Annotated in this window: 13 protein-coding genes; 5 read left to right on the forward strand and 8 right to left on the reverse strand. The window is 40.6% G+C overall.

Annotation, left to right across the window (positions count from 1 at the left end; genetic code table 11):
* Positions 1-10 precede the first annotated feature (10 nt).
* The 4 genes from FO447_RS06690 to FO447_RS06705 all read right to left on the reverse strand — a co-directional run bounded on the left by FO447_RS06690 (position 11) and on the right by FO447_RS06705 (position 4099).
* Entirely contained in the window at positions 11-520 is a 510-nt protein-coding gene (locus tag FO447_RS06690; protein ID WP_118063871.1) for a DUF5675 family protein, read from the reverse strand.
* 121 nt (positions 521-641) lie between these two features.
* Positions 642-3137, reverse strand: a complete 2496-nt coding sequence (locus tag FO447_RS06695) for a DUF3987 domain-containing protein (RefSeq protein ID WP_200758191.1) — start codon at positions 3135-3137, stop codon at positions 642-644.
* A gap of 42 nt (positions 3138-3179) precedes the next feature.
* Positions 3180-3599 (reverse strand): hypothetical protein, encoded by a 420-nt coding sequence (locus FO447_RS06700; protein WP_234699082.1) that lies wholly within the window; start codon positions 3597-3599, stop codon positions 3180-3182.
* Positions 3600-3820: 221 nt separating this feature from the next.
* Positions 3821-4099: a DUF3127 domain-containing protein gene (locus FO447_RS06705; RefSeq protein WP_117695255.1), complete on the reverse strand. Its 279-nt coding sequence runs from the start codon at positions 4097-4099 to the stop codon at positions 3821-3823.
* Between the two features lie 394 nt (positions 4100-4493).
* On the opposite strand from FO447_RS06705, the gene FO447_RS06710 reads away from it, so the two are divergent.
* Together FO447_RS06710 and FO447_RS06715 are read left to right on the forward strand one after the other, a co-directional pair.
* A complete protein-coding gene (locus FO447_RS06710) occupies positions 4494-4721 on the forward strand; it encodes a hypothetical protein (protein ID WP_200758192.1) in 228 nt (75 codons plus the stop codon).
* Positions 4722-4903: 182 nt separating this feature from the next.
* The gene (locus FO447_RS06715; protein WP_200758194.1) at positions 4904-5242 is read left to right on the forward strand and encodes a helix-turn-helix transcriptional regulator; all 339 of its coding nucleotides are present in this window, start codon (positions 4904-4906) and stop codon (positions 5240-5242) included.
* 11 nt (positions 5243-5253) lie between these two features.
* Here FO447_RS06715 and FO447_RS06720 read toward each other — a convergent pair whose 3' ends face one another.
* A complete protein-coding gene (locus tag FO447_RS06720) occupies positions 5254-5658 on the reverse strand; it encodes a hypothetical protein (protein ID WP_200758196.1) in 405 nt (134 codons plus the stop codon).
* Between the two features lie 358 nt (positions 5659-6016).
* On the opposite strand from FO447_RS06720, the gene FO447_RS06725 reads away from it, so the two are divergent.
* Complete coding sequence (locus tag FO447_RS06725) at positions 6017-7756, forward strand: GIY-YIG nuclease family protein (protein WP_200758198.1); 1740 nt, start codon at positions 6017-6019, stop codon at positions 7754-7756.
* On the opposite strand, the gene FO447_RS06730 is transcribed toward FO447_RS06725, so the two are convergent.
* Entirely contained in the window at positions 7737-9023 is a 1287-nt protein-coding gene (locus FO447_RS06730; RefSeq protein WP_200756500.1) for an IS1380 family transposase, read from the reverse strand. The two genes, FO447_RS06725 and FO447_RS06730, sit on opposite strands and share 20 nt — an antisense overlap.
* 154 nt (positions 9024-9177) lie before the next feature.
* On the opposite strand from FO447_RS06730, the gene FO447_RS06735 reads away from it, so the two are divergent.
* Complete coding sequence (locus tag FO447_RS06735; protein WP_200758200.1) at positions 9178-9639, forward strand: hypothetical protein; 462 nt, start codon at positions 9178-9180, stop codon at positions 9637-9639.
* Positions 9640-9734: 95 nt separating this feature from the next.
* Here the strand turns inward: FO447_RS06735 and FO447_RS06740 are convergent, their stop codons facing one another.
* On the reverse strand, positions 9735-10961 hold the full coding sequence (locus tag FO447_RS06740) for a transposase (RefSeq protein WP_117664388.1): 1227 nt from the start codon (positions 10959-10961) through the stop codon (positions 9735-9737).
* 165 nt (positions 10962-11126) lie between these two features.
* Here FO447_RS06740 and FO447_RS06745 point away from each other — a divergent pair, with 165 nt between their 5' ends.
* Positions 11127-11654: a hypothetical protein gene (locus tag FO447_RS06745; protein ID WP_200758201.1), complete on the forward strand. Its 528-nt coding sequence runs from the start codon at positions 11127-11129 to the stop codon at positions 11652-11654.
* 289 nt (positions 11655-11943) lie between these two features.
* Here FO447_RS06745 and FO447_RS06750 read toward each other — a convergent pair whose 3' ends face one another.
* Positions 11944-12810, reverse strand: coding sequence for a nucleotidyl transferase AbiEii/AbiGii toxin family protein (locus FO447_RS06750; protein ID WP_200758202.1), 867 nt, complete (start codon positions 12808-12810; stop codon positions 11944-11946).

The following is a 12810-nucleotide window of genomic DNA, read 5'->3' on the forward strand; positions in this document are numbered from 1 at the left end:
TGAATATTAATTATTGAAAAATAAGCAGATAATTAAGGGGGATTTCGTCAACACCCCAATCCCTGATAAACAGATTGATTCTGCACGGTAGATGCTTTTTCTTCATCCTCTTGAATTCCTCATCCAACAACTGGCAAAATTCATTATAGCATTCTTCTGATTGCGTAACGATTCCGGTATAATGAGACTTGCCCAGAATGATACTCTTGTTTCTCAGACGTAGCGGACCGTTGCCAGGCACGAAGCGAGCTCTGCGCCTAACAGTACGAGGCACGTAATGGGATCTTAACAGAATAACAGGCTTGATAACAATTTCATATTTTCCTCTTTCATACTTATTTTTCTTCTTTGTCTCCGACACCTTCTTTTGCTTGGTAGGAATGAGAGAAATCTTATAACGTCCTGCTGGCAAATGACGGTTAGGACGTTCTAAGGTGTCACAGAAAATCTTGCCACCTATAACCATTGTGCCATCCACACTCCATGGAGTGAAGCGACGGCGGAATATATTGATGTTCATGATAATTTACAATTAATAATTGATAATGAATAATTGGGTCAAGGCCGGCCATTAAGCCTGATTTAAGCACCGAAAAACTTAATGACACTTAGTGACCTTGACCCTTAATAACCCCCAAAAATTATATGGTAGGCGAAACTTTCTGATAATGTCTGTCTGGCAATACGCTGATTAAACCCTGGCGTTTCCAGTTTTTCAGCATCTGTTTCACTGATTCATGAGTGGCACTTGCCCCCTTAACAGCAACGCTCTGCTGCTCAGCCTGTTCGAAGGTGAAGGTTACGTCCAGACGTTCGAAGATGGAATCATTCTTACCCCGACGACATCGGTCCCAAGCAGATTGGCAGCAATAATCCTTTGATGAGAAAGCCTCTTCGATTCGGCTACGAAAGAAGTAGAGCGCATTATCCAACTGATAATCAGCCAGCACATCAAAGACATTCAGCATAGCTGGTGTCTGCGTCTTTACGAGCATTCCCTTCCACAAATCAGGCGACTCCTTCAGCTGTTTCTCGGCTCCATTGAAACCATGCTTCTGAATCAGCGTTTCCAGAACCTTGCAGAGCATGATGCAGGTCATCATTCTCATGGTGGTTGGACAGATACGGAAACGCTGGCGGGCTTTCACCTTGTCGTCATTTTTCATCGTCTCCAGTCTGATCTGTTCCAGCCATTCCCTACCCTTATCCTCCAGCTTCGGCAGAACCACCTCACCGGTCAGCAAAGGCAGAAGATGAGCAATCTGAATAATGCGGTCGCGCTGACGTTCGTTCATCACATACATGTTGTCAGAAAGAGGAGTGAAGGTATTATCGGGCGTTTTTGCCACGATGATACGGCTTTGGAAACCATCCGTATAATTGCTTACCACACGATAGAGCGCATCAGGCGTTCCACACATCACAACGTTCCATAACAGTCTGTCTATATGAACATTCACTGCATCCGCACTTCTTGCTTCACGCTCATAGCTTGTTCCGTCGTAAGCCTGTCTCAACATGACTGAAAAGTCGCTCATTGCCGATTTCCACTTCTGCGCTACGGTGTCAGCTTCCGGAGTAAACGAGAAGGCATGCTTGCCTTCTGTGTTCGCCAGTCGTTCAGCCAGATTTGCCACCGTATTGTTCAGTGTCAAGCATCTTACAGGCAGTTTCGGCTCTTCCGGCTGCTCCTTCTTGTTCTTGGCTGCACGTTTCTTGGCTCGCCATTCATCCTCCTTCTGCTGATACATTTTGTCCATTTCCTTCACTTCCGAAGTCCATGCGTCAATCACGGGGTCAATACTACCCTTGCCAGATGCAAAATCTCCGGCGATGTAGGAGATGAGGTTCAGCGAGTTCATCTTGCCATGAACGGAAACCTTCACGCCCGTTGCGAGCATTCCGATGGCAGGACAGATGGCTGTGATTACAGGCAGTGCCAGTGCCGGACCTACTGCGATGATGGAATCCCGAATGCCTTGCGGCAACTTAGGCAGCGCATTATAATAGAACAGATCATCCTTGGCGTTAGCTTCGTCCAGCGCATTTACCAGCGCCTCATTGTCAGCCGCCGAACCACCACCTGCATTTCCTTGCTTCATACGTTCCTGACGGATGGCAGAGAGCACATCCTTCAGTCGCTTAGGCATTTGCGTGATTTTCTCGTTCAATGCCGAGTTGATGCAAGCCATCTTTTCCTGCTCGGGAAAACCATCGTAGCAGGGAATAATCTGAGCCAGCAGATTGCGGTCAAAACCACAGATGTGGCGCAGGTTCACAGCCAGTTCAAAAGTCAGCGTATTGCGGTTAGAGCGCATCGGCTCCTGCCCATCATTATACAGTTGCCACCACTTCTTAATGATTTCCCCATAAGGAATCCCAAGATAATTGTCCTGAGCAGCAGAAGTGGATGAAGCAGCAGAAGTTGAAGCAGCAGAAGTAGAATTTCTCGAATTCTTAAATTCCTGACCCTTAAAAACCCCTTGAGAATCCTTCTTGAATTCTTCCTTCCAGGGCTCATAATGCTTGTTTGCCTTGTGCGCCCCTTCCGGCAGTTCCTCCTGTCCGTATCTTTCACGTTCTTCCAGGACCTTCCCTTCAGCAGCCACAGCAGCCTCATCATATTCATCCTTGAAGAGTCGTGGCGAAAGGAATAGCAGATCTTCGTCATCCGATGTGGTCGTGAAATAAACCCGGTTAATGTCGTGAGCCGAAGTATCCATTTCACACTTGAGCATCGTAGCAATCCTCACCTGATTCTCCAGAACCGTCTTTCCCTTTTCGCGTTCAAACACCGCATGTCCGCCTTGTCGTGCACTGCGTTCCAGCATCAGAAGTCCGTACTTGTCCGGTTCCTTCAGCAGTAGCTTGGCAGCCTTGGCAAAAGCCTCCGGCTCATCCATATCAAATCCGAAAGCACCGCTTGGCAGTTTCATTCCCTTCACTACCCCTTGCGGATAGTGGCCGGAGTAGTTAAACTGTACCAGTCTCCGTTTCGCAGCATCGTTTCCAGCACGAGCCAGGCGAAGATTCGCCTTCTGCTCGTTGCTTCCACGCAGCTGCTTATACTCCTCTTCCGAGGTGATGGAGCGGGCAACCTTGTGCCCGTTCTCCACCTTAATTAAATAACAACTCATCTATCTGTTTCTACTTATCGTTTTAAGTTGAATACAAAAATCCTAATGTTTCAGTTGGTAGTCCAATACCGCCTCAGCCCCTTCTTCTGCCTCAACAGCCAGCGTTTGGGCGATGTTGATTCCCTCATGGCAAAACACCTTCAAGGTGAGCTGAATAGCACCGTCCTTGGTCTTGCTCACACGACCATGAGCCAGTTTCTTAATCAGTTCCGACTGAGTTCTGAGGCGGTGCTGAACCACGAAATCAAACGTTCCGTCTGGCATTTGCTGAGCCACGCCCATCGAACGGAATCGAGGAACCTTATTCACCCCCGATTCCTGAGGACTGAAGAGGAAATACTGCTTAGCATCATAGTAAGCCATTCCACCCAACTGCACATGCTGGCAGTCATTATTATTCACCTGCTGGTTCTGAACATTATTCTGAGCATTGTTCTGAACCTTGTTTACTTTCTTAACCATAATCTGAATTGAATTTTTAGGAGAAGAAACATCCGGATTGTTGCGCGCTTTACCATGGAAAATCCTCCTCTGTTTCAACTCAGTTAATAACTAAGAATCTCCGCAATAAGTCTCCAAGCGAAGCCTCCCTTTTTACCTTTTTACTTTTTTACCCTTTATGGTAACGTGATTGCAAAGGGTTAAGGTTCTTTTTACCTTTTTACCCTTTTACCTTTTTACCTTTAAAAAGCTTTTTCAATGTCCGTAACCAGAATATCCTGATAAACCTGACCATTGTGCTCATGGGTAGTAAAGCGGAGCGTAACCGCCACCAGCTCGCCCGGAGCATACTTACATTGCGCCATATTGCCCAACATTGCCGCAGCGTACTGGTTCTCATACTTGCCGCCCATCTCCTGGAGAACGATGTTGCATTTCATCATCTGTCCGTTCTCACTTTTCTGACTCTGCACAGCGAAAGTCTCGCCCTGCTGCACTACTCTCATAATCTGAGTATACATAATATATAATGTACGAAGAGGTTTTCAAGAGCACCAAACCATTTCAGCGTTGTCTTGTTTCTTCGACGCTGCAAAAGTACTGCGAAAACAAAGGCAAAACAATCCCTTTCCCACAACTCCCCCGAAAAAACCACGTATTTGGGAAAAATCGGGCATTTCTTGGGAAAAAGTAAGAAGAAGAAGAAAACGAGAGCCAAAAGTAAAGAAAAAGAGAAAATCATTCCCCTTTTCCTAATAAAAAAAACTCATTTTTCCCATCGTTGGGAAAAATCGTAGGAATCTTGGGAAAAATCACCCCCACAACCAACATTTTAACACTCCAAATATTTATAATTCGAAAAAAATGCTTATTTTTGCACTACAATTCAGTTAAACGTTTTAATAGGAAATGGATATGAAACGGATAGAAGAACGTTATATTAGCTTGCTTACCGATTTTGGTTTGAAGGCGTATCGTGATGTCAAGAACTCTATAGATACGGCTTTGGAAAAAGGGCGTGAGGAAGGTAAAAACTCGAAAGCTCTCCAAATAGCAAAAAAGATGTTGGATGCTGGCATGGATATAGAAACAGTTATGCAAATAACAGATTTGCCAAAAAATAAGATTGATAAACTAAAATGATAAATCTCTATTCATACTTGAATTGATAAACTGAGTCCGAAATGCTTATTTTGCATTCATTATAGCTTTCACTTCATGTTGATGCTATTATACAACTAACAAGAACGACGTATAGGGAAACTCTCCCAATCATCACACTTGGAGTTGGAAAACGAAAATAATAATATAACAAGGTATGAATTATGAAAAAGCTAGATATTAAAAGAACATTGGCTGATCATAATATGACCCAAGTTCAACTTGGCGAAAAATTAAACGTCTTTCCTCAAAGTTTGACATCAATAATAAAAGGCAATCCTACCGTGAAAAAGCTGGAGGATATTGCGGTGGCCATCGGCTGCGACATTACAGATCTTTTCTATTCTGAAACAGAAGACACTGCAGAAGAATTACCGGCAAATGATAATAAAGCTGAACCAATACAAGAGGTTGAGTTGGAGAACCCTATCATTCAAACAGAAACTTTCTGCCCACATTGTGGTAAAAGAGTGAAGGTTGGAGTCGTATTGATGGCAGAATAATAATCCTGCCATCATTTAAATTTTCCCTTCAATAGAGGTAAAAAGAAAATAGCCAAGCCTATAAACAATATTCCAAGAAAAGCAATTAGAACTGAAACGACAATCAGAATAGTTAATGCCAACAAAGTATTTTTAGAGAATACTTCCTTCTTAAAAAGCCCCCATGTTGTTAACTCATCTTTTTCTTTTGCCCTCTTGAGACAATCCACAAAAGTAACAATCAACCATGTTATTATAGCCAATACTATCCCCGTAACCAAACTACTTGTAAAGACGGTTTCCATAGGCAACTTTTCATGAATGCTTTCATAGCCGTCATGCACAGCTTCTTCGTAACTACCTATCCCAATGCAGGAAATAAAAAATACTATAGTACCGACTGCTGAAGAAATTTCAAATTTTCTATCGTCATCCATATTAAAATACGTTTATTTACAATTGCAACCTTATGTTGTAGAAATTTTAAAAATTAACCGATTGAAAGCTCTAGAAGCAGTTAATAAACCACCCTACAAAGCTCACTGCAAAGGTAATTCATTTTTTGAAAATCAAGCTAGTTTGATAGAAAAAATGTTCCATAACGTTTCAACTTAACATTATTAAACACAGACTAGTTATAATGTAACTACCCATAAAAAGCCACACAAAATAGCATAAGCATATAAATAAAGTTAAAATGCATTGATAACGACGCTATCATTTGCATTGTTGTGGATTTTTTATATATCTTTGCAAGCAAATAATTATCTTTGATAAAATAAAAAATATAGAGATATGGCAAGAAAGTGGACAAGGGAAAATGTATTTGAAGAAAGCAAAAAGTATTCTTCTAGATCAGAATTCAAAAAGGGGAGTTCTGGCGCATTCCATATTGCATATATAAATGGTTGGTTAGACGAAATGACTTGGTTGGTTCACCCTGCACCAAAACCAAACAAATGGACGAAAGATGCAGTTTTTGAAGAATCAAAAAAATATTCGTTCTTTAGTGATTTCAACCGCAAAAATGCGTCAGCATATGCAGTTGCAAGAAAAAAAGGGTGGCTTGACGAAATGACTTGGCTTAAAAGAACAAGGGTTGTACGTGGTTTTTGGCAATCAAGAGAGAATATCTTTAATGAATCTCATAAGTATAAAACTTTAAAAGAATTCAGAGAAGCATGTTATACTGCTTATAATTTAGCTAAGGAAAACGGATGGCTGGATGAAATGACTTGGCTTGCGAAAGCAGAACGCAAACCTGATGGATATTGGAAAATCAAAGAAAATGTCTTTGAGGAATCCCATAATTATGAATCAGTAAAAGAGTTTTGTGATGCAAATTACCTTGCCTACAAGACAGCAAGCGATAACAATTGGCTAGATCAAATGACTTGGCTAAAGAAAGCAAATCGTATAAAAAAAGGGCATTGGAAAAATAAGGAGACAGTCTTCAAAGAAGCCAAAAAATATAAGTATAAAAGTGATTTTCGCCGTAAGGCTCCTTCTGCTTATGCTACCGCATGGAAAAACGGGTGGCTTATAGAAATGACGTGGTTCCAGCCAAAGGGGTATGAACGTGCCATACAAGGACCTATACATAAGATTTATGTTTATATTGATGAGGACCAGAAATATGCTTATGTAGGAGCCACCAACAATATTGACCGCAGGGATTACGAACACAGAAATAATAGTAATGATTCTGTGTTTAAATATTTCGCAAACGAAGGTAAAGATGTCCCTAAATATAAAATATTGAGAGAAGGACTTACTATCATAGAAAGACAGCGTGAAGAGCGAATACAATCCCTTTATTACAGAGATATTCTCCATTATACATTGCTTAATAATATCAATGCTACTGGTGAGAACATTGGCTCTTTGGGCAGTCTCGTATATAAGTGGACAAGAAACAAAGTAATAAAAGAAGCAGAAAAATATAAAACGCCTACAGAATTTTTTACAAAAGCTGCAGGTGCTTATGATGCAGCTCTTAAATACAAGATGATGAATGAAGAAACTTTTCCTTGGTTCTACAGCAAAAGAAAACCGCCTCGTTGGTGGAATGTAAAAGAACATGTCTTTGAAGAATCGAAGAAATATAAAACTTGGAATGAATTCTTTTGGAAGTCATCTGCTGCTCATTATTCTGCAAGGAAACATAAATGGGAATCTGAAATGACATGGCTAGCTCATGATCAAGCCGTTCAAGGTTATTGGCAAAATGAAGAACATGTCATAGAAGAATCTAAAAAGTATTCAACGAGAACTGATTTCCGCAAAGGTTGTCATGCTGCGTATGATTATGCATTAAAACACAATCTATGGGAAAAAATGCCTTGGACCTCAAATCCGCAACCTATAGGGTTTAGTGGGATTTTGCTTGCAAAGCGACAAAATTCATTTTATTGTACATATTTCTTGCACAACAGAAATGTCGCAGACACAAAATCCCCTTACCCCATAAAGCGACTTGAGGTAATACGCTGGTTTAACCAGAAAAGCATGGTCTTTAACCAAAGTCTGTCTTGAACAGGTTGGCATAAGCATTGTTGTCTGAGTAAATGTTCAATACATGCCTACGTGATGTCTTAATCCATTTCGCAGGAACAGAGATGAACTTGAAAACAAAGGTCTTGATTCTGCTGGTGGCACGCAATCCAAATTCATGGGTTTTCAATCTCTGCATAATAGCTTTGTAGAAGTTTCTGATGAGAGCTGTCATAAGCAGGAATACAGTATTCTGTGCCATGAACGATTTTGGCAATCGATTCCAGCCAAAGCCATTGTTCATGTCATCGAAGATGCGTTCCTTGCCACCACGAAGATTGTAGAATTCCACGATGTCTCTTGCACTCGACTTGTAATCGTTAGTCAGTATACATCTGTAGGTATATTCGCCTTCCCAAATGTCAAGGTCTCCATCTATTCGCCTTTGTCTCTGTATGACAAGACGATACGGTTTTCCTTTCCATTTCTCAACAAGGATAGAATTCAACTCAAACTCAATACCGTTGATTTCAACAGTTTTCCATCCAGTTAAGGCAAACATGGAATCGTAGAAAGAAGAGCATCTGTTGGCACGAATATAAAAATGCCTGCAATGAGCCTCTACCATATCTACGATTTCCTCCGAACATGAGCCGCAATCCATGCGGGCACGAGAAATATATATTTCCGAAGCCTCCAATCGCTTGAAGATTCTTTCCAAAGTTTCTTTTTGGTTGAAGCGTACGTTTGTGTTGCCGTCTCTATTTTCAATACCAACAATCATGTCGTTAATGACAGCTACGCCTGGACTATAGCCCAAGAACTTCTTGTAGGTTGGTTTTGCATCATACTTCTCTGTTTCAATGAACTGATGGTCAAAGTCAAAATCATACTCTTGACCGGATTTCAATTGACCAGTAGCAAGCAGGGCATTGACCAGTAAGCAGTTCATCTTGTCTGCAGTATTGAAATCATAGGATTTGCCAGAAGCAGACTTATAGGTGATGCTCTTAAAAGTCAGTTCTTCGATAGCACGTAATATGGTGTCTGCGCTGCAAGTGCGAAGAGTTGGATGAAGAGACAAATGTTTCATCAGGTGAGTTGTAACATCCTCAATGCATGAGCCACCACAAAGATATACGCACATCAGAGAGCGTAGAATCTCGCTATATTGATAACCAAACATAGTGCATCTCAATCCCAAGGTGGAATCTATGGTTTGAGCTAAAAGAGCATCAAATTGCTCCATAATCGAAAAAATTCCCCCAAAAGGAGTGAGTTTCTCAGATTTTATTTGTATCTTTGCCATGTCATATTAGAGTTTTGCTTGTCTTCTTTTCGCAACACTAAGGTAAGTGAAAATTCTGACATGGCAAAATCCTGGGTAACTTTTTTGTTGCTCAGGCACTTATAAATAATATTAAACTATAGTGTTGCGGAATTAAGGTTGGATAAAAACTAAAGTGAGAGAACAAGGCTATTGGACAAAAGAACGTGTATTCGAAGAAGGTGCCAAATATTCAACTAAAATGGAATTTAAAAAGATGGCGCCAACTGCATATTCAAAAGCTGTAAAATACAAATGGATAGAAGAGATGAATTGGTTCGTTTCTAATGTAAAGCCTAAGGGCTATTGGCAAAATAAGCAGAATACATTGAATGAATCTCATAAATACTCTTCACGCAGCGAGTTCAGATGGGGGAATTCTGGTGCCTATAGGGCTTCTATAGATAATGGGTGGATAGAAGAAATGACATGGCTAAAGCGCCCAAAGAGCTATAATTATAAATGGTCACGTGAAAATGTATTCATAGAATCACATAAGTATGAGTCTCGTGGTGCTTTTAAAAGGGGTTGCCCTGGTGCATACAAAGTTGCATCACAGAATGGATGGTTAGCAATAATGGTGTGGCTTAAAAAGTAAGAGTCCTATATATAGAAAGATTTTATCATTATGTATAATCATAGCTAATTAATGGTTAACATAATACAATAGTTCGTTAAAATTTGAGATAATGGCTAAGCAGCTTTACGTTGCCAGCCAAAGAGTTCTTTGATAGTATGACTAATTAACTTTCGGTTCGGTATTCTCCGACACTTGTTGAAAATTAATTTAGCGATGTATGTGCTTGCCATAATCTCCTTGAAAGAAGCCATGGAATACGGCAATTCATTTTCCTTCATCATCACTTTCGCAACATTCTGTGATGCGAATGATGCATTATAGGAAAAGTCCAACTGGTTCTTGTGTCTTGCTTGGCAATGCGTAAGACCAGTATATTGCTTTGCATCGCGAAAACAAAACTCTATTTGGAATCTTGAGCGGTATGTGCGCAACACTTCCTCACCCGACATGGATGTCTTTGTTGAGAAGAAAAGCTTGTGTTTTCCGTTCGGCATAACCCAAATGACAAGGCGCACTTTCTGCTTCAATGCCTTTGAATAGGCTATGAGTGTGTAGGCTGTGCCTTCAAGTCCTTCAATATGCAACTCTGCCATACGTGTGAGGTCAAGTTTCTTGTAGTTGATTTTTCCGTCAAGTGTCTTGGGACGTCCAGGCTTATTGGAACGAGGTCCCGTATACACATAATATAGGCTCGCAGTATCCCTGAAGCGGCTGACAAGATGGAAACCGCACTCTTTGATTCCGTCCACAAACGGACGGATAGAGAAGAAAGCGTCAGCGACAACAATATCGGTGACCTTCAACAAATCCTTCTTATAACGCTTGATGACCGCTATGTAATGTTGCACGAGAGTCATGTTACGCATTTTCAATTCTCCAGTAGATGGAGTCTGATGGGCGCGCAGCATCATGCAACTGTTGGCATGGACATCGACAAGTGCAAGCCCCATGATTTCAAGCCCATGCTTCATGGAACTTGCACAACCGGACCAGAAAGTACCGATATGCGGAGTCTTCTTACCCGACTTGCTGATGTAGCTCGGATCGATGGCTATAGCCAATAGACCATCCATATTCAAGTAACGTCGGCATAGGGCAAGGTTGAACTTCACCCAGTCTATGCATTTAGCACGACCACGGTTGAAGTTCGTTCTGTAGGTCTGCTCACAATGGGTGCCGTAACGCTCCATTTGAGTGAAATTTATCTTTCTTTGTATCGTCATGTACAATAAAAGTATTTCCAAGAGTAGACTCTCGAAAGTTTTGCTTAACTTTGCAGATGAACTTTTGATAGCATCTCTGCATATTTCCGTATATTGGTTGAGTGGTTCTGATGTCATATAACTTTGAGCTTAGAGAACTATAAAGTTACTGATAATCAGCCACTTAACCAAATTTTATTAGTTGTATTACGTTAATTAACTCTCTCATTTTCAATCGATTACATAAGAATTAACAGAGTATTGATAATAAGTATAAATAATATTTTAAATTAATAATTTACAATGGAATACAAACTGAAATGGCCTGATGTAAAAGGCCGCAAAGAGATTAAAGCTATTGACGTTAAATATGGTGACGTAGTGGCAGTTGCTGAATTTTGTAGAAACTCGTTTACAAACGGAATTGAGTTTGGAAGAACAGGCTTAGCCGTTATGGAAAGTCCTGATTGGGCAATATGGTACATTAACCTATGCAAAGAAGAAGGGCGAGAATGGGTTAATGACCCACTTCCAGACGATGTAATGTTATTTGAACCAACCGAAGAAGAAGAATATTTCGGTAAATTAATTTTGTTACAAGAATTATTTAATACATATTCAAATCCATATTTTAATGGTCAAGTAATAACAGATGCGACTATAGATAAATATCTAAAACTAGAATTTTCTAGTGTAATCGAATACATAAAAAAATATTCTGAAAAATGGGGATATAGATTTTGGGATGATGCTATTGACGCTATTGCTGAAGCTAAAAAAGAGAGAACGGCACAATTAGCAAATCTAAAATTAATCAAGAAGAGGGTGTAACTGCACACTATAATGAAATGACTATCTCTAAATGAGGATAGCGTAATGTAATAAGAATTAGTTTAGATTACGTTTCCATTGGAGAGAGGTTGGGGAATGCCCCACCTCTCTCTAAGTAAGATAGTCTTCCCCTCTCTCAAATACTTCTCATATAACCATCCCTTTTCGCCAGCTTATAATACAGATCCTGGGCGGTATGATAATCGGGATCGGAGCCTTCAAGCCACTCCGAGAAATGGTGGTTGTGGTTCTTCTGCGTTTCCTGCTTGCGAGACGACTCCACAACGCACTACTTTCCCCAATATCTTTCAGCCATAGGCTGCAACCTTTCCTTTATTACTTCCATAACAGTCTTGAAATCAAGAGATTCTTTCCATTGAATCTTTTTCAGAAATGCTTTCCAGCGAACTATACGTGCTGCGTCTGTCGCAAAACTTTCTGTAAACAACTGCAATTCGGGATTGTATGTAAGTCCCCTATTGTCGAAAGTCGCCTTGATTGCATCATATAATGTGTCATCAGACAAGTCTCTCTTTGTCAGGAGTAGGTAACAGTCGAAGAAATCTTTCATGCGACTGTTAAGCACATCACGGTCTATCATCGTATGGAATTTCTCGGCAACAACAGTTTCCAAGGAATATGCCTGTATGTTCACAGATGGAATGTCAGGCAAAAGCAATGGGAAGTCAATAGTTGTTGGATTCGGAGTTACAACATCACCAAAGCCAATGTCAACAGACATGTTGTAAGAGATAGTATCCATGTGGGCCGTAAAGTAAAATCTTGTGCCAGGATACTTCTTTTCAACAGTTATAGGCTCCAACTTAATGCTGTTAACATCAAACGATACTCCATCCTCATCGCATACAATGCCCAAAATTTCCTGGAACACGTGCGCAAGGAAATCCCTATCACGGCTAATTCTATCTGCCATGAAATCAACATCTACTGTAGGACGTGCCTCAAGTCCGTTCATAGCATAAAGCAAAGAGCCACCTTTCAGCAAAAAATTGTCCTTATATTGGCTTACAGATACTCTGTAAAGCAACCTCTCGTTGAAATATCTTGCCAAGAGATACATATATTTATAGCCTGTCTCATTCATCAGATTGAGCAAGCGGGTCTTAACAGACTTACCGTAGTTTTTCTTTCCCAT

This window comes from Segatella copri (assembly GCF_015074785.1).
In the GTDB taxonomy this organism is placed as follows: Bacteria; Bacteroidota; Bacteroidia; order Bacteroidales; family Bacteroidaceae; genus Prevotella.